Origin of the sequence: Cytophaga sp. FL35 (assembly GCF_014349235.1) — a bacterium.
Taxonomy (GTDB): domain Bacteria; phylum Bacteroidota; class Bacteroidia; order Flavobacteriales; family Flavobacteriaceae; genus Euzebyella.
In genome coordinates this window covers 13,946-39,813 of sequence record NZ_JACSOH010000023.1, presented here as the reverse complement: position 1 = coordinate 39,813, position 25,868 = coordinate 13,946, and the positions used below count along the sequence as shown (strand labels likewise).

Annotated in this window: 23 protein-coding genes; 8 read left to right on the top strand and 15 right to left on the bottom strand. The window is 37.4% G+C overall.

Annotation, left to right across the window (positions count from 1 at the left end):
• Positions 1-95 precede the first annotated feature (95 nt).
• Together BIZ36_RS16190 and BIZ36_RS16185 are read left to right on the top strand one after the other, a co-directional pair.
• Positions 96-959, top strand: coding sequence for a sigma-70 family RNA polymerase sigma factor (locus BIZ36_RS16190; protein WP_187458942.1), 864 nt, complete (start codon positions 96-98; stop codon positions 957-959).
• A gap of 660 nt (positions 960-1,619) precedes the next feature.
• On the top strand, positions 1,620-2,897 hold the full coding sequence (locus BIZ36_RS16185; RefSeq protein ID WP_187458941.1) for a PI-PLC domain-containing protein: 1,278 nt from the start codon (positions 1,620-1,622) through the stop codon (positions 2,895-2,897).
• A 22-nt stretch (positions 2,898-2,919) separates the two neighbouring features.
• Here the strand turns inward: BIZ36_RS16185 and BIZ36_RS16180 are convergent, their stop codons facing one another.
• From BIZ36_RS16180 to BIZ36_RS16155, 6 genes are read right to left on the bottom strand one after another with little or no spacing between them, the layout of a single operon-like run.
• Positions 2,920-4,266 carry a YaiO family outer membrane beta-barrel protein gene (locus tag BIZ36_RS16180; protein WP_187458940.1) on the bottom strand — a complete coding sequence of 449 codons (1,347 nt, stop codon included), beginning with the start codon at positions 4,264-4,266 and terminating at the stop codon, positions 2,920-2,922.
• 2 nt (positions 4,267-4,268) lie between these two features.
• Positions 4,269-6,629 carry a sulfatase-like hydrolase/transferase gene (locus BIZ36_RS16175; protein WP_187458939.1) on the bottom strand — a complete coding sequence of 787 codons (2,361 nt, stop codon included), beginning with the start codon at positions 6,627-6,629 and terminating at the stop codon, positions 4,269-4,271.
• A 5-nt stretch (positions 6,630-6,634) separates the two neighbouring features.
• Positions 6,635-8,065, bottom strand: a complete 1,431-nt coding sequence (locus tag BIZ36_RS16170) for a glycosyltransferase family 2 protein (RefSeq protein ID WP_187458938.1) — start codon at positions 8,063-8,065, stop codon at positions 6,635-6,637.
• A gap of 3 nt (positions 8,066-8,068) precedes the next feature.
• Entirely contained in the window at positions 8,069-11,080 is a 3,012-nt protein-coding gene (locus BIZ36_RS16165; protein ID WP_187458937.1) for a HEAT repeat domain-containing protein, read from the bottom strand.
• A 1-nt stretch (position 11,081) separates the two neighbouring features.
• Entirely contained in the window at positions 11,082-11,453 is a 372-nt protein-coding gene (locus BIZ36_RS16160) for a response regulator (RefSeq protein ID WP_187458936.1), read from the bottom strand.
• Positions 11,454-11,465: 12 nt separating this feature from the next.
• On the bottom strand, positions 11,466-12,182 hold the full coding sequence (locus tag BIZ36_RS16155) for an Hpt domain-containing protein (protein ID WP_187458935.1): 717 nt from the start codon (positions 12,180-12,182) through the stop codon (positions 11,466-11,468).
• Positions 12,183-12,377: 195 nt separating this feature from the next.
• On the opposite strand from BIZ36_RS16155, the gene BIZ36_RS16150 reads away from it, so the two are divergent.
• Positions 12,378-13,658 (top strand): dipeptidase, encoded by a 1,281-nt coding sequence (locus BIZ36_RS16150; RefSeq protein ID WP_187458934.1) that lies wholly within the window; start codon positions 12,378-12,380, stop codon positions 13,656-13,658.
• Here the strand turns inward: BIZ36_RS16150 and BIZ36_RS16145 are convergent.
• Genes BIZ36_RS16145 through BIZ36_RS16135 form a run of 3 tightly spaced genes read right to left on the bottom strand, consistent with a single transcriptional unit; the run spans position 13,652 to position 16,386 of the window.
• Positions 13,652-14,050, bottom strand: a complete 399-nt coding sequence (locus tag BIZ36_RS16145; protein ID WP_187458933.1) for an acyl-CoA thioesterase — start codon at positions 14,048-14,050, stop codon at positions 13,652-13,654. The two genes, BIZ36_RS16150 and BIZ36_RS16145, sit on opposite strands and share 7 nt — an antisense overlap.
• Positions 14,051-14,105: 55 nt before the next feature.
• Positions 14,106-15,002, bottom strand: a complete 897-nt coding sequence (locus BIZ36_RS16140) for a DUF72 domain-containing protein (protein WP_187458932.1) — start codon at positions 15,000-15,002, stop codon at positions 14,106-14,108.
• A 28-nt stretch (positions 15,003-15,030) separates the two neighbouring features.
• Positions 15,031-16,386 carry an NAD-dependent succinate-semialdehyde dehydrogenase gene (locus BIZ36_RS16135; RefSeq protein ID WP_187458931.1) on the bottom strand — a complete coding sequence of 452 codons (1,356 nt, stop codon included), beginning with the start codon at positions 16,384-16,386 and terminating at the stop codon, positions 15,031-15,033.
• A gap of 219 nt (positions 16,387-16,605) precedes the next feature.
• Here BIZ36_RS16135 and BIZ36_RS16130 point away from each other — a divergent pair, with 219 nt between their 5' ends.
• The gene (locus BIZ36_RS16130; RefSeq protein WP_187458930.1) at positions 16,606-17,013 is read left to right on the top strand and encodes a glyoxalase; all 408 of its coding nucleotides are present in this window, start codon (positions 16,606-16,608) and stop codon (positions 17,011-17,013) included.
• Here the strand turns inward: BIZ36_RS16130 and BIZ36_RS16125 are convergent.
• Positions 17,010-17,690 (bottom strand): DUF2461 domain-containing protein, encoded by a 681-nt coding sequence (locus tag BIZ36_RS16125; RefSeq protein ID WP_187458929.1) that lies wholly within the window; start codon positions 17,688-17,690, stop codon positions 17,010-17,012. The two genes, BIZ36_RS16130 and BIZ36_RS16125, sit on opposite strands and share 4 nt — an antisense overlap.
• Positions 17,691-17,783: 93 nt before the next feature.
• Here BIZ36_RS16125 and epsC point away from each other — a divergent pair, with 93 nt between their 5' ends.
• Both epsC and cysM read left to right on the top strand, forming a co-directional pair.
• On the top strand, positions 17,784-18,578 hold the full coding sequence (epsC, locus tag BIZ36_RS16120; RefSeq protein WP_187458928.1) for a serine O-acetyltransferase EpsC: 795 nt from the start codon (positions 17,784-17,786) through the stop codon (positions 18,576-18,578).
• The gene (cysM, locus tag BIZ36_RS16115; protein WP_187458927.1) at positions 18,568-19,452 is read left to right on the top strand and encodes a cysteine synthase CysM; all 885 of its coding nucleotides are present in this window, start codon (positions 18,568-18,570) and stop codon (positions 19,450-19,452) included. The genes epsC and cysM overlap by 11 nt, the downstream gene beginning before the upstream one ends.
• Before the next feature lie 9 nt (positions 19,453-19,461).
• On the opposite strand, the gene BIZ36_RS16110 is transcribed toward cysM, so the two are convergent.
• The 4 genes from BIZ36_RS16110 to BIZ36_RS16095 all read right to left on the bottom strand — a co-directional run bounded on the left by BIZ36_RS16110 (position 19,462) and on the right by BIZ36_RS16095 (position 22,896).
• Positions 19,462-20,259, bottom strand: a complete 798-nt coding sequence (locus tag BIZ36_RS16110; RefSeq protein WP_187458926.1) for an alpha/beta hydrolase — start codon at positions 20,257-20,259, stop codon at positions 19,462-19,464.
• A 96-nt stretch (positions 20,260-20,355) separates the two neighbouring features.
• On the bottom strand, positions 20,356-20,859 hold the full coding sequence (locus BIZ36_RS16105; RefSeq protein WP_187458925.1) for a hypothetical protein: 504 nt from the start codon (positions 20,857-20,859) through the stop codon (positions 20,356-20,358).
• Between the two features lie 105 nt (positions 20,860-20,964).
• Positions 20,965-22,068 carry a magnesium/cobalt transporter CorA gene (gene corA / locus BIZ36_RS16100; protein WP_187458924.1) on the bottom strand — a complete coding sequence of 368 codons (1,104 nt, stop codon included), beginning with the start codon at positions 22,066-22,068 and terminating at the stop codon, positions 20,965-20,967.
• A 42-nt stretch (positions 22,069-22,110) separates the two neighbouring features.
• Positions 22,111-22,896, bottom strand: coding sequence for a tRNA pseudouridine synthase A (locus BIZ36_RS16095; protein ID WP_187458923.1), 786 nt, complete (start codon positions 22,894-22,896; stop codon positions 22,111-22,113).
• Positions 22,897-22,963: 67 nt separating this feature from the next.
• On the opposite strand from BIZ36_RS16095, the gene BIZ36_RS16090 reads away from it, so the two are divergent.
• Together BIZ36_RS16090 and BIZ36_RS16085 are read left to right on the top strand one after the other, a co-directional pair.
• Positions 22,964-23,398 (top strand): hypothetical protein, encoded by a 435-nt coding sequence (locus tag BIZ36_RS16090; RefSeq protein WP_187458922.1) that lies wholly within the window; start codon positions 22,964-22,966, stop codon positions 23,396-23,398.
• 179 nt (positions 23,399-23,577) lie between these two features.
• The gene (locus BIZ36_RS16085; protein WP_187458921.1) at positions 23,578-24,060 is read left to right on the top strand and encodes a hypothetical protein; all 483 of its coding nucleotides are present in this window, start codon (positions 23,578-23,580) and stop codon (positions 24,058-24,060) included.
• A gap of 82 nt (positions 24,061-24,142) precedes the next feature.
• On the opposite strand, the gene BIZ36_RS16080 is transcribed toward BIZ36_RS16085, so the two are convergent.
• Positions 24,143-25,657, bottom strand: a complete 1,515-nt coding sequence (locus tag BIZ36_RS16080) for a spondin domain-containing protein (protein WP_222937439.1) — start codon at positions 25,655-25,657, stop codon at positions 24,143-24,145.
• Positions 25,658-25,868 lie beyond the last annotated feature (211 nt).

The window sequence follows — 25,868 nt, the reverse complement described above, 5'->3', positions numbered from 1 at the left end:
TAAATTATGTATAAGAATACTGACAATTCTTTGGAAAAGACCAAATAAAAGTGTATTATGAGAACTTGTAGTAATTATAAACATAAGCAAAATATATGAGGCAACTTAAGATAATCAAGCAGGTAACCAATAGAGAATCAAAATCATTGGATAAGTACTTGCAGGATATCAGTAAAATAGACCTGATCAATGCAGCCGAGGAGGTTGAACTTGCACAGAGAATTCGTGCCGGTGATCAGATAGCACTAGAAAGATTGACCACTGCCAACCTACGATTTGTGGTTTCGGTTGCCAAGCAATATCAAAATCAAGGTCTTAAACTACCGGATTTAATCAATGAGGGTAATTTAGGTCTGGTAAAGGCCGCCAAAAGGTTTGACGAAACACGTGGATTTAAGTTTATTTCCTATGCCGTTTGGTGGATCAGACAATCTATCTTACAAGCGCTTGCAGAACAATCAAGGGTTGTTAGGCTACCGTTGAACAAGATTGGGTCCATCAACAAAATAAAAAAGACATTTTCTTATTTGGAACAGGCGCACGAGCGTCCGCCTTCCGCTGAAGAAATTGCCAAAGAGTTGGAAATGACCGTTAGTGAGGTGAAGCAGTCCATGAAAAATTCTGGAAGACATGTATCCATGGATGCCCCCTTGCGCGAAGGGGAAGATTCTAACTTGTACGATGTTTTGCGTTCAGGAGAATCTCCAAAGCCCGATAAAACCTTAATGCAACAGTCCCTAAACACGGAAATCAACCGTGCTTTGGAAACGCTTTCCCCCAGAGAGGCAGATGTGGTTAAATTGTATTACGGAATAGGAGACCAACAATCAATGACGTTGGCAGAAATAGGCCAGACTTTTGATTTGACCCGAGAAAGGGTAAGACAAATAAGGGAAAAGGCCATTCGTAAATTACGCCATAATTCAAGAAGTAAATTGTTGAAGGCTTACTTGGGATAATACGTTGCCTTCCAAAAAACAAAAGGCTCCAATAAATGGAGCCTTTTTTGTACAACTAAGTAATTAACTAAGAACACTATGAATAGTTTAATTTGCTTATTTCTTGACTTTTAAGAATTTCGTTTAGACTTTCGATAAAGCTCATGTACGCTGCATTGTCTGGATTCTGTGCCATAGTAGTAGGTTTTAAATTAAGAATTAGGACTTGGTTTTGGGGGATTACATATAATCCAATTCTACCAACTCATTTACGCTTAAGATTTCGTTTAGTTCTTGTAAGAAAGAAAGGTATTCTTCTCCGTAAGTGTCGTAAAGCATGATATTATAGGTTAAGTTAGACTTTTATTGCTTTGAGCGATTTGGGTCGCTTAATTTTATATAGTAAAACTATTCATAAGCTCTTAGCCCTACAACAAATTGTGGTGTAAGGCCTTTTTTTTGTTGTAAAACCTGTTTTTTACAAATCTTGGCATTAAAAAGGACGATTTTTTGTTGCAAACATTCATTTTTTGATTGGATGGGTATTTTCAATATATACTGTGCAGAAGTAAAACCCTTTTGATTCTCTAGTCAATTAGGACTAAAATCGACAATAACAAGCCCGTCTTTTCGTTTTTTACATACTTAATTACCGCTCTTAATTGGCTAAAATTAAAACGAATGCAAACCTACACTTCACAGTCTATTCCCAAACTTCTGGGTCGTTTATTATTTTCTTTGTTAGTTCTAAATTCTTTTATGTTATCGGCACAAGGGAATACTACAATTAAGGTCAATAGCTTTAGCTTTAATGCCAAACAAAAAAGCAATTTTGCAACTCAGGGAGTAGGAGAATATGTGGAAAGGGGCTTAACAATAATCCACTTTATGGGTGAAAATAAATATGAATTTAAGTCTTTTGATACATACGGTAGTGCGGAAGCTTGCAAGGAGTTTATTGAGGTAATGGCTAAAATGGAAAAGGACCAAGCACGTTACATAGTTTTGGCACATGATTCTGCTGCAAATGCATCTTTATCAAATTCACAGGAATTAAACTCCCTTGGTTTTCAGAAGCTAACAGAACTAAAAGGTAGACAGGCCTATATTCTTCATAATCTAAACGGCGAAACCTCAGAGGCAATTCATGATATTTCATTAAATGTAACCTTATCAATCCCTAACACTATAAATGATAAAATAGCGTACTTCCCTAAAGAAACCTTTGAATTTGAACCCAGTGTGGATCGTTACATAGCGCATGCTGGAGGAGAAATTAACGAGGTTCGTTATACAAATACCAAAGAGGCATTGGATGCAAATTACAAAAAGGGTTTCCGGCTATTTGAACTGGATATAATAGAAACTTCGGATGGTGAGTGGGTAGCTGCTCACGATTGGGAAATGTGGAGCAGGTTTACGGATTACTCGGGTGAACTGCCCCCTACCCTCACAGAATTTAAAAAGCATACCATTTATGGTGATTATCATACCTTGGCCATGAGCGATATCAACCATTGGTTTTCGAATCATAAAGACGCGATTCTTGTTACGGATAAAATAAATGAACCTCTAAAATTTGCCCGTGCATTTGTTGATAAGGAACGATTGATTATGGAATTGTTCAGTCAATTATCCATTGAAGAGGCTACTCAACACGGTATAAACGTGATGATGTCCCAAGAACCATTATTGAGGCTAAAAGGCGACAAAGCGGACTATTTGACCATTAACAACATAGAGCACGTGGCAGTTTCTAGAAGAATAATTTCCAGCAAAAAGAAATTGATGCTTCAATTAAGGGAGAAGGGTATTAAAGTATATGTTTTTAACGTAAACTTTGATCCTGGCAAGGATGAAAAATATGTATATGAAAATGAGTTAGGATTGGTTTATGGCATGTATGCCGATAAATGGTCTTTTGATACAGTCAAAACCAATGATGAACCCGCTAAATGATCGGGTTATCAAAATTGAAACATCAGAATTTAACCTGATAAGTAATTCCCGCTGAAATCCCATAGAAGAATTTGCCTGCCGCAAATGCCAATTCCTGTCGCGTGGCACCAAGATTAGCTCTGTAGGCATTTTGATTGTTCTTTCCGGTAAATTGGTACTCCAGGCTTAAACGTTGAGATTCTACGTATAATAGTGTTTCTGCGAGCAATTCATCTCCTGAAATTATTTGCCTCAATTCTGGGGAATAGCCCATTCCAAGATTTACCCCAAAGAAATTTTCTGCGTCCTTTAAATATTTTCTAACCAAAAGATTTCCCGCAAAGCGCGTAAGGTTGTCCGGTTTTGGTGTGATATAAGACCGTAGGGAAAAGTAATAATTGCCCCTGTAGTGCCCCAAGGAATTAGTAAGTACATTTACATCTCCACTTTCAAAAGTTATATGCCTGCCTCCTGCAGAAAATTCAATTGCTCCCGGAAGATTCACATAAAGGTCTCCCCCAAATTTATGTTCAGGGTAAATGGAAGAATTGGAATAACCGTAATTTAAATAAGCATAGAAACGTTTGGAAAACTTGGGATAAAAATCCAAATCATACTGTATTCCATTTTTTCCTAACCTATTGCTATAATTTAGTCTTGGAATTAAGGCTCCCGCCATGGTTTGCCTTCGGTAGGATATACTGGTATAAATCATGGGGTCATAGCGCTGATCGAAAACAGTCACCGCATTTCGTATATCAATTCTATTGTTGAACACGTCCTTTTCAGCAGCTGTTTTTGCTATAGAGGACGTTATCTGTTCTTTTTCGTCCTTTCCTTCTTTATCTTCTCCTTCTACAATTTTTTGTTTCGTATTCTTAGGACTCTTCTTGCTTTTTGAGGTAATGACAGATTCCACATTATACCATCCGTTTTCTTTATATTCCTTTGACTCTAGCCTATTTTGAGAAATCGACTTTAATCGCTCTATTTCATTTTCTTTATCTAAATAGGATAAGGCCTTATATGCAAGTCCTAGGGCAATACCTTCATTTTTAGCGTAAAGCTCATTTTTAATTGCTCCTATCCAAGCGGCTTTATGGTTTCTATTATTGCTAGTTACTGTATTATACTCTCTACGGGCTGCCTCATATTGTCTGTCCCAACTGTAGGTGTTGGCCAATAGGGTTCTGGCATCTTCATGATCCGGTTGCTTATCTAAAAAAGATATCAATATAGCCTTTGCCCTTCCGTGTTCCCCTTTATACGCAAGCGCGTATGCTGCATCATAGCTATCATCCATAGCGTTGTTAAAAGCCAAATCCTGAGCTACGTTCCAATTAAACGTTAACAGGCACAAAAGGACAATATATGGCTTAACCAACTTCATCTTTAAATTGGGGATTCTTCTGATTTTAATTTCTTGTTAAGAGCCACGCCATTTTTCCTGGCCAAAATTTTAGCCCTGTTTATTTTGTCTTTTATTTCATGCGCACTGGAACTGTTCTCCTCTACCATATCTATCAGTTCCAAACCCTCCCTAAAACGATCGGACCAATAGTACACATCAAATAAGGCCGAATAAGAATCAATATAATTAGGGTTCATTTTAATACACTCTTTTAAAATTTTAATGGAAGAGGCGTAATCACCGCTCCAAACACTAACCCTGCCCATGAGCACCTTTGTATCTATATGGCTTGGAGATTCGGATAAAATGTAACTACAGAGCAACAATGCTTTATCATACTCTTTTTTAAACGCCAAAGCTCTGGCTTTCATATAAACTTTGTCAAAATTCTCACCGTTATAGACGCTATTGATCCAGATAATTTCGCTATCCGTAAATTTTTCCTTTTTAACACTGAAAATTGCTAGGCTGTCCGGTATAATTTTGTTGTTGTTGGTTACATAGGAGTTCATTGACTTAAAAGACCTCAATTTTGTTTCCAAATTAGAACCTCCAAAAGTACTATGAACATCTAAATTTTCATCAAGATTGAACACATTACCGTTAGAGTAGAATTTTTCTCCACTTATGTATTCCTTCAACTCGTTTTTGTTCCTCATTAAAGGAATATCCTTGGTGCCCCTAAAATCTTGGTTCATATCCAAGGCATCTCCCATCCATGCAACTTTCTTAGGCATTTTCATTTCATATTCAGCATCCAGAAGTGCCAGCAGGCTTGGAGTAACATCAAAATGTGAATTTATGGCACTTATTTTTTTAGTTTCCTTGAGCAGAGGACTATAAATGATAAGAGGAACGTGAAATCGGCTTAAATTGTTTCTTTGCGGAATAGGTATAAGCCTATGGTCTCCGGTAATTACAAAAATCGTATTGTTATACCCCGGTTGTTTTTTGTATTCTTCAAATACGTATTCCAAGGCTTCATCGGTATATAACAAGGTTGCAAAAACATTACTGTTTTTTTCTATAATTTTTCTAGTTTTTCCCTCGTACGTGCCTTGTGATAGAATTTCCTGGGCCTTCTCTTCGTAAACTTCGTGTTGGGGTGGAATAAAAGGCTCATGCGTACTTATGGTCATATATACCTCCATTCTTGGGGCCTCCTCATTTCTGTGAAGGCTCATGCTCTTTTTAAACAGTTCCATGTCCGGATAGCCCCAAGAGGAACCTGCGGCATCTTCGGCCTGCATGGTGTATTTGCTACCGAAACCTGATTTGTCCAATACAAAGTCCACATTCTCGCTATTTAAAAAACGGTCAACATTATCAAAGGCACTATTGGTTCCTTGATAGAATGCTGTATTATATCCATTGTTTTTAAGTACTCCATAGAGGGTAAGCTTATTTGGATATTTCTCAAGTTCCATAAAACCACTTTTTCCAAATGGAAGTGATCCCATTAAGGATGGCAGCACACCAAAAGTTCTACCGGTATTACTCAGACAATTCTCCCAATAGAGTGATTTAGTGGTCAATTTATCAAGGAAGGGCGTGAAGCCCCCAAATTCCGCCCCCTCACCAACAAAGTCCCTACCAAGCCCTTCGACCATAATGAAGACTATATGGGGTTTTTCCTTTTTTAATTCAAAGTATGGTCCTAATACATTTTCAGTTTTTTTGGTCTTTATGAGCGGATACTCCACTTCGGAATTATAGGAGGTGTCCTCTGTGGAAGATTGATAAATATTAAGTGCTAGATATTGCGTTTTGTTATGGTCAATAGGCTTACCTTCCAAAAATAGGGTCATAATGAACATACTGAACAAAATGATCGTGAAAGGATACATTTTGCTTATGTAGTGGTAGTGCTTACTTGTAAGTTTATAAAGTCCGAAAAATAGGCCGATAATTACCACTACCCCAATAATTAAAGAAAGGGAAAGACCACCGGAATTGGCAATCGTCATTTTTATATCCTCAAAACTGTACCCAAGTAAATCCGAACCAAGTGGCACCAAAGCTGTACAGAAATAACTAATCAGCATGGCCTCTATGATCAACAAAATAATGAGTAAAACAAAAATGAGGTTGAAGCCATACTTTGGTCTAAGATTCTCCCAAAAGTTAAACGGGAATACAAGTAATACACCAACAATGGAAGCAAATCCAATTTGATGTACGGCAGCGATTAAAAAACTGGTACCAATAATGATGTCTACAACCCCCTTAAAGTAAAGGGTTGCGTATTGATACAGGGTAAGCACCAAAAGACTACCAAAAAATGAAATGATCATTCTGGTGTAGTGCTTTAAACTGTATCTATCTATTTTGCTGGTATTCATATTTTTTAGGTTGCTTTGGCAAAACCTTTTCTAACTTGTGACCCCCACCCGGATTTAATTTTAAACAGTTTCTTATAATTACCCCTAACTGCGGACCATACTACGATGGGGTGAAAAGCAATTGGTTCTATTATCGCGCAGAACATCAATATTAAAATGTCTTTCGTCTTTTTATACTCATTGTAGCTATAAACATCCCAAAGGATGGCATAAAAGGAGAACATGATTGAAAACACATAGACCATGACGGTAATGGCAATGAAAAAATCCCAATTTAGTATTCCTAAATACATAAAGAGAATAATGGTGAAGAACCCAAAAAACTCCATTAGTGGAGCGAGCCATTCATAAAAAAACCAATAAGGATAACTCAGTAGTCCCAAGCGCCCATAACGGGAATTAAAGAACATATCCTTGTGCTTAAAAAGGGTCTCTAAATTACCTCTAGCCCAGCGATCTCTTTGATTGATCAAAATTTTCATGTCTTCCGGAACTTCGGTCCAACATAAGGGATCAGGAATGTATTCTATAGTATAGGGTTCCCTCTTATCATGCATATATCTCCTCATCTTAAAGACAATTTCCATGTCCTCCCCTACGGTTCCCGTATCATAACCTCCTACTTCTAAAGCAATTTCCCTGTCAAAAAAACCGAAAGCACCTGAGATAATCAATAAACTATCAATACGCCCCCAAGCCATTCTTCCAAGAATAAAAGAGCGTGTATATTCCAGTAATTGAAAGCGGGCCAGCCAGCTTTTGGGCAACCGTATTTCTTCTAATTGACCTCCTTCTATAACACAGGAATTAGCTACTCTAATGACACCTCCTACAGCTATGACCCTTTTTTCAGAACGTTGGTAAAAGGATTTGACCACGTGTAATAGCGCATCAGGAAGTAAAAGGCAATCTACATCTATACAACCTACATACCTACTGGTAGACAAGGCCATTCCGGTATTTAATGCATCTGATTTTCCTCCATTTTCCTTATCGATTACCGTTAATTTTGCAAATGCCCTGTGAGGTGATTTATAGACCCCTCTTATAGGTTTGTTCTTCCAATTAGGGTCAATTTCAAAATCTATTCTCTCAAGGTCATAGGCGTCAATCATTTTTTGGAGGGTATCATCCTTGCTCCCATCGTTTACTACCATCACCTCATAATTCACATATCTAAGAGACATTAAAGACCGTATATTCTCAACTATGGTAAGTCCTTCATTGTAGGCAGGTGCAATTATGGTTATACTGGGTGAAAGTGGCGAAGCCATAATTTTAGATAGGTCTCCAAAACTATTTTTCTTTCTATAATGGATGGAATTTCTAGTTGATAGATAGCCCATGATGGTAAAAAGGGTAAAAAGAATGACCGTAAACATTAAGAAAACAATGTTTATGTATTCTAGGGCTATATCAAATAAAGTTGTATCCATATTTTATCTATGGAAGGCCTTTGTGAACTGATAAATTTGGAACATTAACGAGGCCCCGTTGGGGGTAATTTCTACGGCCTCCACGGGTAAATCCAATATTTTCTTGGGATAGGTTTTATCAAGAACTTCAGAAACTTCAAAGTCTATGCTAAAAAACTCATCATCAAAATATTCATTCTCCTCAATCTCGCTAATTACCTCTTGGTACTCTTCAGTGGTATAGGTAACACTTGGGTTTTCCCTGGCCATTTGATTATCAAAAAGTTCTTTTGTAAGCACTTCATCATCTACTTTTTTTTTAAAATTTTTAGTATCTGATTTCGTTGAAACCTTTGTTACCAGGGTTTTAAGAACAGTTTGGGCTTTTTTTCTAATTTGGGGGTCGGGGTCTTCCAAAAGGGTGTCCAAAAACTCAATTTCCTTTTCGTCCCCTACGGCCACCACTTCATCTAAAAGAATTAATTTGGCCTCTGTATCTATGCTTTTGAATAAGTCTGCAAAAACGCTAAAATTTGGTAGGTTTAAGGGTGCCGATTCTTCTTTTTTAGCCTTCTTGTCATCAGTTATGTGTTGTGAAAATGTAGTAATCAGTTGACTTATTCTATCTTTAATGAAGGTTTTGGTTTCACCCGCCAATAGCTCTTCCAACAATGGGATTTCCCTATAGTCGCCTAATTCTTGAAGGTCGTCTAAGAGCCCCATCATGTAGGTCTCGTGTTCATCATAATAAATAGGTTCCGGAATAAGGTTGGAGTAACTTTCATCTTGAATGAATGGGGTGTTTATTTCTTCAAAATCCACTTCTATTTGTCCCAACTCATTTTGTTCCATCAACCAAGAAATAACATCATCGGCATTCGAACTATCCGCATCAATACTTATACTTGCCAGAGGTTCTTCCTCTAGTTCAAAAACCGGCTCTTTTGCTTCGATTGGGGTATTATCGGTTTGTTCAAAATCTATTTCAAAATCAGATAGCTTGTAGCCTTCCAAGGTAGTTAGATTTGGTTCATTTGCTTCCTCCATAGGTAATTCTTGTTCTTGCTCCTCTGTCGTAGGCTCAAAAACACCATCTGTTACCAATGGCAGAAAGTTCAAGTCATCTATTTCCTCTGATAAATTATCAACTTCACTATTTTCTATTACTTGCGATTCTTCTTCATTATCAATTACAATAGGAAGAAATTCAAAATCACTGATGTCTAAATCAAATTCATCATCTGCAATGGGATTTGGAATATCCTCCACCTTTATCACCTCATATGCTACCTCTATTTGACGGATATCTTTCTCAGGTTGGTGTGATTCATTCATGGTTGAATTGTTTTGGTGGTATTTGTCGTTCGATTCTTCAATAACAATGGGCAAAAAGTTAAAGTCAAGGTCTATTGATGAAGAAGGTTTGTTGCCATAATCTTCTGTAAGTTCTATAGAAATTGAAGACGCTGTGGTAAAGGAATATTTTTCAGATTCAATACAGGTTTGTTCCTTGTGTTCATCGTTAATTGATACGTCTTCTTTTGTGGTTTCCCCGTAAACAGCGGTTTCTTCTTTTTCTTCTAGTTTATCTTTAGCAATTTCAGTTTGCTCTTCAATAACATCACTATTTTTCGCTTCTGTCGGCTCGGTAAGCTTTTCCAACTGGGAAATATTATTTTCTGCAATCTCTTCCTCACTTACTGCTTTGGAAGGCGAATTGATTTCATTGCTCAACACCATTGAAGGTTCGTTTTCAGTAGGCAAGGAACTTTTTTGATGGTCTTCAGAAGATATATCTTCCATTTTTTTAGCAGACATTCTATTCTTGATTGCTTCAATTGCTTCTTGCGATAAAACATCTTCTTGCTCCTCTACATGTTTCTGAGGCAGCTCTTTGGTTTCTTGTGTTTCTAACTCTTTTGGTTTTTCTATCGGTAAATCAGAAAGTACAGGTTGTATGCCCTTATTGTCTAACCCCTCCGTGGGCATAATGGTATCTGGTGAAATCATATTTATGGCACCAAAGGCCTTGCTCTTAACAGCAAAATTGCCTTCGCTAGCCGCTACTTTTTCCAAGAATGCGATATCGGTTTCATCACCTAATTCACCAATAGCTCCCAAAATACTTACTTTAAGGTCGACATTACATTTTGGGAAAACCTGCTTTAGCATTGGGATGGCATCGGTAACGTAGAACTCTTGAATGCATTGTATGGTTTCTGTTTTGATTTGGTTGTTTCTATGTTTTACCAATTCAATAAGGGCTGCGTTGGCATCGTTCTGGTTGTAGTGTTTTATAAGACGAATGGCAAATAGCACTACATGTTTATTGGTACTGGTAAGCCAATATTTAAAGCGGGGAGGTTCAAAGTTTTCTCTATTTCTTAGTACATCTAAAAGTTTCAGTTGTTGCCACTCAGAAATTTTATAGCGAGTGGTGTCCAAAAAATAATTGATACCCTCCGGTTTAAGGGTAACTGCAGCTATTTCTGCTTGCTTTCTAACGGTATGCCTACGATTATTAACAAACTTTATAATAAAACTATAGGCAGGTTCTACCTGCATTTGGGTCAAATGAGAAATTCCTTTTGCAATAACTTCCCATTTCCAGCTTTTTAGCTTTTCATAAGCATCTTGGTCAAGTCCCAGGTCTTGATATAATTTGAAAAGCCTTTGCTTGGTATCTCCTGAAACATCCTTACGTAAATCCAGTAATACCTCCGTAAGAATTTTTCGGTTGAAGTCGTTCTTGATCAGTTCCCTTATCTGTATTTTAAGATCTATATAATTTGATTTCTCTTCTTTATCGGCATTTTCCTCATAGAACAAAAATTCGCTTACCATTGGGGAAAGCTCCATTTTGCGCTTTTTGGTTTTGGAAGATTTATAGGAAATATTGTTTCTGAAGATAAAAACCGAAACAAAATAAAGTGCCGCTAAGGAAATGAATACAATGGTAAGTATCCACAGCGAATCGGTATCGATTTTTGGTGCAGTTACAAAAAGAGAGATAATATGTATCGCCCGTATTAGCAATCTAATTTTTGTTTAATTCCCTAGCTACCCTCACCAACAGTTCTGAGGGGCTTACTGGTTTTGATATAAAATCATTGGCGCCCAGTTCAAAGGCATTGATCACATTTTCTTCATTACCTGCAGAAGAGATTATTATTATTGGAATCTTACTTTTCAGTTCGTTGCGCACATAATCAATGAGCTCCATACCAGAGAAATAAGGCATCATAATGTCGCTAACAATAATATCTGGCATGCGCTGTGCCAAATACTCCTTAACCTGTTTGCCATCACCACTGTGTACCACATCATACCCTCCTTTTTTTAATCGGAAGTTGAGTAAAGAGGCCAATAATTCATCATCCTCTGCCAGTAATAAACTCTTTCTTGCCATGGTCTGATAATTTTATTTTTTCAACTCACTGTAAGAAAGCTGTAATGCGTTCTGTACTAAAGGAAACTCATTTAAAAAACAGTTGAACAAGAATTGTAAATGCTTATGGTCTTTATCGGTTTTACAGGTTTGCTCTATTTGTAAGACAATGGAATACAGGTCATTGGTCTTTAGCATTGCCAAACCAGCTTTAATTTTATGCGCGGATAATCTAAGACGGTCATAGTCCTCATTTTTTAAATGAATTTTGGCGTGACCAATAAACTCCAAGGCATTTTTTTCATACAGTTTTATGAGTTCTTCTAGAAGCTCCATTTCGCCCATACAGTCTTCCAATAAAGGATAGAGGTCAACTGTAGCGGTGGACTGAAGCGGTGAAATGGTTACCCTATCCGAAGGAATAGAGTTATATTTTTCGCTTTTCATGGGGGTTTCGATTTTTAGGGATTTAAGAACATTGGTATAGGATTCATAATGCGTAATTACCGCATCGTAGGTTTGCATATCAAAATCTAGCAAGGCTCTTTCGGTTTCATTGAAAGATTTTAGATAATTGTAATCTGCATTTTTAGGATTGGTAGGATTTATTTTTTCAAAAAGAGTATTCTTAAAAGCCAGGAAAGCTTGCTTTACCTCTTCTGCTTCGCTCATTGTAAAATTCTCATAGGAGAAATCGCCAAGTTGAGATTCCATTTCGCAAAGATGGTCCAGTAGGTTTTTTGGTTTCAAATCGGGGTTTTTGTTTTGTTAGTAATTTTGGGACGATACAGGAACTGACATGATACCAAAACTTGCGGTTTCAACAGTTTTTCCTGTTTATAATGCTAAAATTCCTTAATTACTTCTGCAGGTACAATTAAATGTTCTCTATGCCCCTATATGTGTTGTCAAAATGCTTTATTTGTAGGTATAAATTCTTACAGTATGAGACAAATTGCTTGTTTATTCGGATTAACGGTCCTATTGTTTTGTAAAAATTCTGAGGCACAAAAATTAGATTCTTTGGTCATTAGGGCAAAAAAAATACATGAGAATATTATTACGATAGATACCCATAACGACTTCAACGTCAGTAACTTTACTTCTAATAAAAATTATACGCAAAGACTGGATACACAAGTCAACCTTCCTAAAATGATTGAAGGTGGTCTAGATGTCACTTGGTTAATTGTTTATACGGGACAAGATTCCATGAATTTAGAGGGATACAAAGCTGCTGAAAAAAATGCCATGGATAAATTTAAAGCTATCCATAGGCTTTGTGAAGAATATGCACCGGATAAGATTGAACTTGCAACCAGCTCAAAAGATGTTAGAAGAATTCATGCTTCAGGGAAAAAAGTGGCCATGATCGGAGTGGAGAATGCCTACCCTATGTCCACAAACCTTCAAAACATTAAAAAGTATAGGGAGATGGGTGCTCTATATGTTTCTTTAGCTCACAACGGACATAACCAGTTTAGCGATTCACATACCGGAGAAGAAGATAATAAATGGTTGAATAATGGTTTAAGTGAGTTGGGTAAAGAAGCTGTAAAACAATTAAATAGAAACGGAATAATGATTGATGTTTCTCATCCTTCCAAAGAAGCTTTTAATCAAATGGTGAACTTATCGAAAGCTCCGATTATTGCTTCCCATTCATCAGCAAGGGCGTTGTGCGACCATAGCAGAAATCTAGATGATGAGCAATTAATGAAATTAAAGAAAAATGGAGGCGTAGTGCAAACCGTTGCCTTTAGTGCTTATCTAAATACGCAAAAGGACACGGTAAGAAGTAATTATATGAAGGATATTTACAGACAAATTGCAGATTCACTACAAATGCCTTGGTATGATAGGACTCAATTTGGGCAACTTAGCGCAGATGAACGCAAAGAATTTTTTAAAAATTATAGAACCATCAAAAAGATAGGTGAGAATAAAGCCAACAAGCTTGAAGATGCTCCGCCAGCTGTTAATGTAAGTGATTTTATTGACCACATAGACTATATGGTAAAGCTTATTGGCATTGACCATGTAGGTATTAGTTCCGATTTTGATGGAGGCGGAGGCATTGAAGGTTGGTCAGACGCTTCTGAAACCTTTAATGTGACCTTGGAACTGGTAAAAAGAGGCTATTCCGAAGAAGAAATAGCCAAGCTTTGGGGTGAAAATCTTTTACGCGTACTTGATGAAGTACAAGCCCATGCAGAGACCTATTGATCTTCTGCGGCTAGCCTGTCACGTACGTATTCCACTTTCTTCTTTCCGTGTGGTTTTGGTTTACCATTATCGCCAAGATTGACCATTATTATATTATCAACGGTAACTATGGTCTCACGAGTCATTTTGTTACGCACTTCGCAATTAAGCGTTAAGGAAGATTTACCGAATTTGACTACCTCAATACCAATTTCTATAATATCGCCTTTCACGGCGGTGCTGGTAAAGTTAATTTCGGACATATATTTGGTGACCACTTTTTTATTCTCTAATTGGATAATACTATAGAGTGCAGCCTCTTCATCTATCCATGCCAGTACGCGACCTCCAAAGAGTGTTTCGTTCGCATTTAAATCTTCTGGTTTTACCCATTTCCTTGTATGAAACCTCATATCTATTCTTTTTTATCGGGGAATTTCGAGAGCAAAATTACATAACATAACGTCCTTAAAATAACGTTTCATTTGTTTTAAGAAGGGTTTTTGGAATATGTAAATCTGTACCAAACTTTTTATTCAACTTCTCAATAAAGGAAGCAGAAATTAGTGGAGATTCCAATTCCATATTTTGATGTACAAAAAAATGAATCTTTTTTAGTCCTCTTTCCTTCCATTCAAAAAGTCGGTTTACCCAATCATTCAGTCGCTCATAATCACTTTCGTGGTTGGCTCCAACATACCTAATAAAGGCTTCGTTATTTGAAAGTCTCATGTGTAGAATATCTCTTCTACCTGCTGTATCAACCAGCGTATTGGCAATTCCATTTTCTTTTAATAGATAATAAAGCTCGTCTGCCACTTTTTTATCATTGAACCAATCTGTATGCCTAAACTCCATGGATAACGGAAATTCCTTTGGCCAGTATTCAACAAAGCGAACTACCCGATCCCAATTTTTTGGTCCAAAGTTGGTATGCATCTGAAGAAACATGGTGCCAAGCTTATCTTTAAGATTGCTGGTTGCTTCTAAATAACGATCTATCATAGGGTAAATTGCATCGTTTAAGCGTCTTAAGTGACTTATTTCATTAGTTACTTTAGGAAAAAATTTGAAATTATCAGGTGTTCTTTCATACCATTTTATATATTGTTCCGCAGGAAAAATTCTGTAAAATGTAGCATTCAATTCTATGGAATTAAACTGGGAGGCATAATACGAAAGTTCATCTTTGGTGCCTCTGGGATAAAAATTCTTTAAATCCTGCCTGTTCCATTTGGCACATCCCACATATATTTGCAAAGGTTCCGAGGTTTTGGTTTCTTCCAGTAGTACAGAGGTGTCCTGGTGGTCTTCGGGTAAACTAAAATCTATTAGGTCTGGGCGGTCTACTTTACCAAACTTCATTAGGGTACATTTTTAATTTAATGTTTGGCTATAATTTGATATAAACCGTCTTTTTGTTTACGAACTCTTTAATGCCATCCTCGGAAAGTTCCCTTCCGTAACCAGAAATTTTGACGCCACCAAAAGGTAATCTAGGATCACTTTTAACCAGCTCATTTACAAAAACAGCTCCTTCATTGAAAAGAGGAGCAAGTTCTTTTACACGTTTCTGACTGGATGTAAAAATACTAACTCCCAAACCAAATTCAGAATTATTGGAGATTTCCACTGCTTCGGCATCATTTTTAAACGTGGTAATGCCAATGACAGGACCAAAAGTCTCCTCCTTAAATATGGGCATATCATAAGAAATGTCAGTGACTATGGTAGGCTCAAAATGGGCTTGGTCTCGTTTTCCTCCTAGTAAAATTTTAGCACCCATGTTTATAGAATCCTGCAGTTGTTTTTCCAATTCCTGGGCTAAATCTACTCGTGCCATGGGGCCAATATAGGTGTCCTCCTTCATGGGATCACCGCTTTTTAAAGCTTTTACCTGTTTCTGGAATTTTTCAACAAATGCATCCGCAATGGATTCATGTACCAATAGTCGTTTACCGGCAATACAGCTTTGACCGGTATTTTGATATCTAGCCTTGACGCATATCTCCACGGCAGCATCCAAATCTGCATCATCAAATACTATCAATGCATTGTTGCCACCGAGTTCCAATACTGTTTTTTTTATTTCTTGTCCTGCAATGGAAGCAACTGAAGATCCGGCGGGTTTACTACCGGTTAAGGTAGCCGCTTTAATAACTGGATTTTTTAGTAGTTCCTCTATTTTGTCACTTCCGATTATCAAGTTTTGAAAACATCCTTTGGGAAAACCGGACCTTTGGAAAACCTGTTCGATCAATTGAGCAGATTTCATGACGTTACTGGCGTGCTTGAGTAACCCGACATTTCCGGCCATGAGATTGGGAGCAGCAAACCTGAACACCTGCCAAAAGGGGTAATTCCATGGCATTACGGCTAAAATAACTCCAAGAGGTTCATAGCTTACATAACTTGTATGCGCATCTGTTTCAATTGTTTTGGATGCCAACTGGCTTTCACCATTTTCTGCATAATACTCACATACCCAAGCACACTTATCAACTTCGGCCCTACTCTGTACGATAGGTTTTCCCATTTCTTGGGAGATAATCTGCGCATATTCATCCGTATGTTCGCGCAACTCCTTTGCGGCAGCTTTTAAGAGCTTACTACGTTCCTGAAATGTAGTTTTTTTCCAAATTGAAAATGTGTCATTGGCCCCCTGAACTTTTTCGTCCAATTCACTACTTGTCAATTCTTGAAATTCAAAAATTTTTTCTCCGGTATATGGGTTGATGGACTCTTTCATAATTACTTTTGATATGTCGTAAAATTAAGGATGTGTTTTTCATAAGGGAAAAGGTTCCTGTAAATAAATCCGATACCACTCATATTTAAATTGATAGTATTCAAGTTTGGTGAAACTTTCAAGGTAATGGGCCTATAATGTTCATAAACTGGTTAAAAAGTAAAAAAGCCAATTCAAAGAACCATTTACTTAATCCCTACCTTTATAAAAACCCGTAAAATGAGCGATCGAACACAGAGTCTACTGCGCATTCGCCCAGAAATACCTTCCGCCCTTGTACATGATGGAATGAGTGCAGATGAGCAATTTCAAAATGGAACCCTTAGGCCCGTTATTAAACTACAGAACGGTTTGTTCATAGCGGCGTTCAAGAACTACATCAAAAAGCATAAAAACGCCTTTCATGAACTTACCTTGGACAAGCGTTTGCAATATGTTGAAAATGCAATTCAGAAGGATATTAAATTTAGAAACTCGTTAAAAGGAATGGTTATAGGCCAATTTACGACCACGGAATACGAAACCTATATTCAAAACTCCTCCGCCCTGAACAAACGGATGATGAATATGGTTATTAACCGACTCAAAGACCAAATACAGGTTTTTGAAGAGTTGGCCCTGGCTTAGCTCAATATGATTTCTCCATTAAGATTGGTTGTGAGCACATCGCTCATATAATCAAAATAGGGTCTTATGCCCTTAAATGATGTATCTATTTGATTAATGAAATCAGTAGAAAGTACTTCATTGTCCGAGAATTTCCTGGTGAAAACAAATTGTTTGTACTTGATCAAATCAATATTTTCATGGTTTTTATCAAAACCTTTAGGAGCGGTTTTTACCGTTTCGCCTTCTAGCTTTCCCCATATTTTTTTGAAATTGGGTTGCGCTAATATTTCACGTATTTCAGAAGCATCTTGTTCAAACTCCTTACGTATTCTAAACAAATCTTCTTTGTTTGGAGCCCAGAACCCCGTGGCAATAAAAGACGCTCCCGGTTTGATCTGTATATAATAACCTCCTCTCAAATGTGCCCCGAATCTAGAAAAGGAACCGGCAAAATGGGCCTTGTAAGGAGTTTTGTCCTTGGAGAAACGCACGTCCCTATAAATTCGGAACATCTTCATCTTTTCTATTTCGTCATGGTTTTGCAATAATTCCTGAACGGACAAGAAAAACTCTTTTACTTGCTTCTCGTGCGTTTTAAATTCTTTTTTATTTTCCGTAAACCATTCTCTGTTATTGTTTTCTTTAAGAAGATTTAGAAACTGTAGTGTTTCCTTTGTAATTGCGGGTTGTAACATACGACCAAAAGGTTGTTATTTATGCTAAAGTTAACCTTATTTCAGAAATCGGCTTACTGATTATTGCCTATTTTTGAGACCTAGTAGATTCTTATGGACAGGATATCAATCATCGACCAAATAAAAAAACACAAGAAACAACCCAATTTAAGGTACGCGCTAAAAGAAAAAACAGAGGTTTTTACGAACCTACTTTTTTATACTCTTTTTGATATCGATACCGAAGTGGAACCCAATTTGATCCAATTGGAAGAACAGTTTGATGGCCTGGTAGAGTTGGCATGTTGGGATGTAGATAAATCATGTAAGGCAGTTTGGTACAATTACGTTTCAAAACTTCCAAAAATTTTGGAACGTTTGAATCTGGATGCCGAAGCCACTGTAAATTGCGACCCGGCTTCCCTTTCTATTGAAGAGGTATATATGGCTTACCCAGGCTTCTATGCCATTGCCATTTATAGATTGGCGCATGAGCTATATTTAGAGGGTTTTCCTTTGGTACCCAGATTAATGACGGAGTACGCCCATAGGCAAACCGGTGTAGATATCAATCCAGGGGCACAAATTGGAGATTCTTTTCATATAGACCATGGTACAGGTGTAGTCATTGGCGAAACTGCCATCATCAAAAATCATGTAAAGATTTATCAAGGGGTAACCTTGGGAGGACTTTATGTGGCAAAGCACTTGCAGCAGACCAAAAGACATCCAACTATTGAGGATAACGTAACCATTTATGCCAATGCGACTATATTAGGTGGCGAAACAGTAATTGGAGAGAATTCCGTGATTGGCGGTAATGCATGGTTAACTGCTTCCGTACCACCAAATTCAACCGTTTTCCATACCCCGGAAATTAAAATAAAAACAGCACCCCATGTCTCATAATATACTCGATTTGATTGGCAATACGCCATTGGTGAAATCCAGAGTACTTAATACAAATCCAAAAGTTAAATTATATTTTAAGCTTGAAGGCCATAATCCAGGTGGCAGTGTAAAAGACCGAGCGGCTTATAATATGATTAAAAGTGCCTTGGAAAGGGGCGATTTTGACCAAAACACAAAACTCATTGAAGCCACCAGTGGTAACACCGGAATTGCGTTGGCGATGATAGCGGGAATTTACGGGTTGGATATTGAACTCGTCATGCCCGAAAACGCTACCAAAGAACGTGTACAGACCATGAGGGCATATGGTGCCAAGGTAACCTTAACTCCTTCTGATGTGGGAATTGAAGGAGCTCGCGATTATGCCGAAGCCAAAGTAAAAAACGATGGTTTTTTTATGATCAACCAGTTCGCGAATGATGACAATTGGAAAGCCCATTATAAAACCACCGGCCCGGAAATTTGGAGGGATACCAAAGGTGAGATTACTCATTTTGTTTCTGCAATGGGAACCACGGGAACCATTATGGGAACATCTACTTACTTGAAGGAACAAAATGAAAACGTTCAAATTGTAGGAGTGCAACCTACTGATGACTCTAGCATTCCGGGGATTAGAAAATGGCCTAAAGAATATCTTCCCAAAATATTCAATTCTAAAAAAGTAGACCAAACTTTAGAAGTTAGCCAAGAAGAAGCCAAACATATGGCTATACGTTTAGCCAAGGAAGAGGGAATTTTTTCAGGAATGAGTAGTGGAGGTGCTGCAGCTGCCGCATTGCGATTAGCGAATACTCTAGAAGAGGGTATTATTGTCTCCATCGTTTGCGATCGAGGTGACCGTTATCTTTCTTCAGATTTATTCGATTAATTTCTGTAATCAATCCAATGCCATTTGCATGCCGTCTTTAAAGGTTTGAAAATCCTGTAGATAGTTATGACCGGCATTTTCAACGGCATACAGATATTTGTTTTTTCCTTTTATAGACTCGAATAGTCTTTTTGCAGATTCAAACGGTATTACAACATCTTCCGTACCATGAAATATATGGATTTCACAATTTACATTTTTTAAATATTCGTTGGATGGAAACCTGAAATTCGATAACCAATTGACAGCAAGAAATGGAAAGCGGTGTTTTCCTAAATTGACGGCGCTATAAAATGGCGATTCTAAAACTATTTTTTTAGGTGTGTTCTCTGAGGCTAAATAACTAGCAATACCTGTTCCAAAAGACCTTCCATAAACAATTATTTGGTCCTCTGCATACAATTCTTTTGCATAATTATAAAATAATTGAGCATCGCTATAAAGCGCATTTTCGCTTAGCTCTCCTGTACTTTTGCCATAGGTTCTATAATCTACCAATATGCTTTCATATCCTTTTCTACTAAACATGTTGGCCACATGGATCAAATGGGAGATATTTCCGGAATTACCGTGAAAATAGAGTATTATGCCTTTGGGCTTCTCCTGTTTAATGTGTACGGCGTTTAGTATTGCACCATCTTCTGCTTTTAGATTAAATTCCTCGTAGGGCTGGCAGAAATCATATACATGATTTTTAGGCATTTTTGAAGGAAAGAAAATAAGCCTCTCCTGAAAAAAATAGGCAAATACTGTTACAGAAGCGTACAAGATAAATAGAACAATTGCCCACCTTTTCAGTTTTTTCATGTTCGAAAGTTAATTGAAGTTGAATTTATGGATTATTACTAATCCGTAAAAAAAGAAGCGCCCTAAAGCGCTTCTCTTCTACTCTATTTATAAAAATTACATTTCATTGTGTTTCTCCAGGACCAATTCTACCACCTGTCCGTCATCATCCGTAATAACGATTAAAGAATTCAGGTTTTCATCGGACATATTTTCTTTGTCGTCCAATTTCAAATATTTGCTGTTTTCCAAAGCCTTAAAAATCTCGTCATCATTGGTTCCAAAAAGAAAATCTTTATTGGCGCCAGATATATAACTAAATTTTATCATTTCATCATACTCCTCATCCGCATCGTTATCAATACTAACAGTTTTCATTATTTTCTTAGGAGTAATAATTCTCCTGGCATCTATTTTATCCTCATCCTCTTCGGCAAACTTAATGTCCTGCTTTACAACTGTATGAATTTTAATTGATTTTTTCACCAATTGCCCGTCTTCATACATTTCATATTTTTTCTCCGTTGTTTCTTCAGAAATTTCCCTGTCCGTTCCTTGTGCCAAAACCATTTCTGAGGTTAATAGCAGTAAGGCGAACAAAAGTTGTTTTGTATTTTTCATCTTTATAATTTTTAAAATTATAGCAACAAAATTACGTCTGAAGTCCACTTAGGCTTTGTTCAATAGAAAAAAATAAGGAAGCAAAAACAAGGATGCCTTTCAGTTTTACAGCCAATTCTTACGTTTAAAATAGACCATCATCCCAATAAAAAGAACAATCATAATGATCCATACCATAACATAGCCATGTTCCCAATGAAGTTCTGGCATGTGGTCAAAATTCATACCGTAAATACCTGCAATAAAAGTGAGTGGAATAAAAATAGAGGCCATTATGGTCAAAACCTTCATGACTTCGTTCATTTTGTTACTCATGTTGCTCATGTACATTTCCATCAAGCTCATGGACATCTCCCTGTAAATCTGTAAACTTTCATTGATTTCTAGGGAATGGTCTAGAATATCCCTTAAAAATACTTTGGTATCTTTTGTAATCAACAGGTTTTCCGAATCGATCAACCTACCTACTAATTCGCGAACGGGAGAAATCCACCTTCTAACCTTTAAGACCTGTTTTTTAAGATCCTGAATGTCCTGAACAATTTCTTGGGTAGGATTTTGGTAAACGAGTTCGTCAAGGGTTTCAATGCGGTGGTTTAGATATTCAAGAACCACAAAATAGTTATCCACAATGGCATCAAGCAGAGCGAAAAAAAGATAATCCGCACCGCGAGTACGTATTCTACCGGACTGGTTTTTAACCCTATTACGGACTCCTGAAAAAACATCGTCCTCCAATTCTTGAAAAACCAATACACAATTTTCCAATAATACCAGCGCTACATGTTCATATACAATTTCATTTGTCTCATCATCTATATAGAGCATCTTAAAAACACCAAATAGATAATCATCATACTCATCAATTTTTGGACGCTGGGTAGTATCTACAATGTCTTCCATTACCAAGGAATTCAATCCAAACCTTTTTCCCACCAACTCTATGAAGTGTTCATCGCTTAGACCAATTATATCTACCCAAGAAGTCAAAGGGGGGTCTCTATGGGCTACAATACTATCAATATCGCTAGGATTACTCGTATTGAGTTCATCATGATTGTATTCCATAATATTGACGACACTCTGAGAGCCTTCCCTTTTACCCATATAAGTAATGGTGCCGGGAGCCTTACCCATTTTGCGTTCAAACTTTGATTGTTTGCGGGGCTTTAATTTGGAGAGTAATCTTCTTTTTCTGGGTTTCGCCATTTGTACTTTAGTTTTTATAAAGATAGCTAGATGACAATTATCTTAAGTAAAGTCAAGCCTATTTAAAAGGAGCCCTGATCCAGGAGCCACAAAGTTAAGTTCAATGCTCGCATTAGGTGAAAGGGTGTTTTCAATATCCGCCAAGGTAAGTTCTCCCCTTCCCAATTGTATTAGAGCTCCCATCATCATTCTGATTTGGTACCTCATAAAACCATTTCCCCTTACCGTAAACACATAGCTTTTTTTAGGAAAGAAATTGGCTTTTAAAAGGGTGTTTTCAGTGAGTGAACAGTGCGTAATTGTTCTAAGGGTGCGGGTTCCCTCACGCAATCGAGCGGTATATGCTAAAAAATCATGGGTTCCTTCAAACAATTTGGCAGCTTTCATCATCAGTTCTATATCTAAATCGTCAAGGATGTTCGCTAAAAATGGAGCACAAAAAGGATGGTTCTTTTCGCCAAAGGAAAATAAATAAAGGTACTCTTTCTCCTTGGCATCTTGTATAATATTGAATTTGGAATCAGTTTTGTTGATATTCAAAATTCTTATATCCGGCGGAAGGTTTTTATTGAACAGCTCTTGAAATCCAAACAAATCCTCTAGAGGCTCATCTTCCAAAAACAGCTCGAATTTCATATCCAAGGCCGAAACTTTCGCGTCTGTTCTACCAGCTCCCAAAACTTTGCCACTTCTTCCAGGGAGCACAAATTTCAAGGTTTTTTGCAACATGGATTCAATGGTTTTTTGCCCTGGCTGATGTTGCCAGCCACTATACCTAAAACCAAGGTATTGTAACTGTATCAAGTAATAATAGCGTTGCTTCTGCATCCGAATTTAAATATAGCAAACTAGGCATTTTTTTGTACTTTGTAAAGACAACCAATCATTAATAATTATGGATAACGCTGTTAAAAGACCAAGCACGGTGTTTTGGGTCATCGCCGTATTAGCGGTCTTATGGAATCTTGTTGGTGTTCTTTCCTATTTGGCAGACGCCTTTATGAGTTTAGATGATCTAGCTCAATTACCTGAAGACCAACAAAAACTATACGCAGTAAGACCGGCTTGGGTAACTGGGGCATTTGCCATCGCCGTTTGGGCAGGTCTTTTAGGTAGTATAGCCTTATTGTTTAGAAAGAAATGGGCAAAAACGTTATATATAATATCATTTCTGGGTGTCATAGTCCAAAACGTCTACCAATTTTTTCTAAGCAATACCTTTGAGGTATTTGGCAAAAGCGCTATGGTTTTTCCTGTAATCATTATTATTATCAGTATTCTGCTGGTTCTCTACTCCAAAAAATTACATGAAAAAGGGATTCTTAGCTAATCATCGAAATTTATAAGTAGTTGTCAATAAAATATTTACTTTCACCATCAACTTTTAGTTCCCCCGCACTATAGGTTGGCTTGGCTGATTTAAAATGCGGTTAATCGAATATTTTAAATAAACCATTTTCAAGATACGTTGAACTTGTTTTTAGTTTATTCTTGATAATTGCATTTGGTATGAAGATTTTAGAAACGCTACTGCCTTGGAAAAGGACTATTTATACGACTGTAGTTCTCATAATAGTGCTATCCATCTTAAATTTTTACGGATTGTTCACCAATAGTTTTCCTGTTTTAAATTGGGAAAATTTTGCATTTCCACTATTTAGTCTGGTACACCTATTATTTTTATATGTACTCCGGTTTAAGATAAAGGAATATGAACATACCGATCCACAAATGAAAATAACGGAGTATTTGCTATATGTGGTTATTCTGTTATATCTGTTCTATGCTTTTCAAACTTTGACCACCTTATTATCCTCGTTTGATTTTGCTTCCCATGTAATTCCCAATACGTTCTGGCCAGTTGGTATTTTGCTTTTTATTTTGCAAATATCATTGGTAGCACTTAGTTTTATGGCCATTCATTTTAGGAAAACCTTGGTAGGACACTATAATATGGATGAAGAAAATCAACATATAGATTCTTGGGAATAATTCTATTCTCCAAATAGTATTAAAGAGCCCTAAATATATTAGGGCTCTTTAGTTTTCATAGCGATTCTTCCTTAAAGCATTTTTAATTGGCTTCGATGGATACTTTGAGAACATAGGAGTTGGCCGGGATATTATCAAATTCCTCACCGGTCACTACTCTTACATTTGAATTGGAGTCCATCTCCCCTGCATCCATGTCCCCCTGTCTTATCACTTGAGCAATACCGGCCCCAGGGTACTCATCAATTTCTGTTCCTGCGTCAAATAGATAAATGTATTCAGTTACATCACCCATCATGGCCTCACCATCTTTGAACAATGGCAATCCTTCAGGTTTAAAACTGTAAAACCAATCATTACTTTGCACAAACATAGTAGCTAAAGATAGTTGGTAGCCTTCTTCTGCGGTAAAAGAAAATTGGTATTGACCTCCTGGTCCAATGGGTCCTGGTTCAGAAGCACCAACTGGGGTATTAAAAATTCCTGACTCCATAATACCTTCCTTGTTCATAAGTGACTCACCTAACATAGCTACGTTCCCATCTTCTGCAAGACCTTCTAACCCTTCACCAAAATCAGGCATGTTTTTTTCGAACAAAGGCATAATTCCTTCCTTATGTACAGCCCAAGCTCCTGGAGACAAAGGGACAATTAGACCCGTTGCCGCTTTGGTGTCCATATATAGGGCATCCAAAAATCCGTCTTCGGCCACATCCTCTACTCCTGTTTCGCTAGCAATCAATCCTGCACCTGCAGCAGCTTCTCCCTCAACAAAAAATGGAGCCGGTGCCGTGTGAACAGCAAATACCCCTGGAGAAATTGGCACAGCAGCTTTGGCATTTTCTCCTTGTGCTGGAACTGAAATGGTCGTTGCGGTTGAGACATTTTTGATTTTCACTTTGAACCTTGCAGGAGCAACCAATTCTATAGTCACCTTAATTACTTCTGCCACTGTGGGTAATTCGTTGCCAAATGCACAGCTATTGTCTTTAACTTCCGTTACCACGCCATTTTCATCTTCTCCTTGATCCATAGCATCAGGGGCTTGTTGTGGTTTTTGATTGGGGCCGCCCGTCTGTTCGTTTACCTCCGTACCTGCGTCCCATAATAAAACTTGGTCGGTAACATCTACCGGTCCATCGCCACAGATAGGAGCCCCATTTTCTTCATACAAAGCAATGCCTTCTTCGTTAGGTGCAAAAAACAAATCGTTTGATTGTACAAACATAGTTACAAACGATAATCTTGTACCTCCATCTCCGGGAAGAACATGTGGACCTGCATTGATTTCAAACGCATAGGCATCTCCAGGAAATAAGGGTGCCGGTCCACTTTGACCTACTGGAACTGCAAAAACACCGCTTTCAAAAATAGGTTTTGGAGTAACTACGTTTTCTATAGTTACGGTAAAGTCTGCCATGGCGACCATTTCTTCTTCCACTTCCTCCTCCCCTTCTTCAGAAGCTTCGGGTTCGGTTGTAGGATTACTGGATTCATTCGTATTTTCCACTACAGGTATTTCGTTGTCCTCTTCGCATGAAGCAAAGGCAAGCAGAAAAACACCAACCATTAATAAAAGTAGTTTTTTTGTTTTCATAATAATGCTGTTTTAGATTCATAGCAAACTAACCACAGCTACATCATGACAAGATCACAAAAACTTAAACTTTATTATTAATTATGTAATATTTCTGTGAGTTTTTAATAAAAACTACGACCAAATCAATATCCTGATGATTATTTATGGCCTTATAATCCTAATGATTTAGGATATAACCGCTCTTGTGATAATTGTGTGATACTTTTTA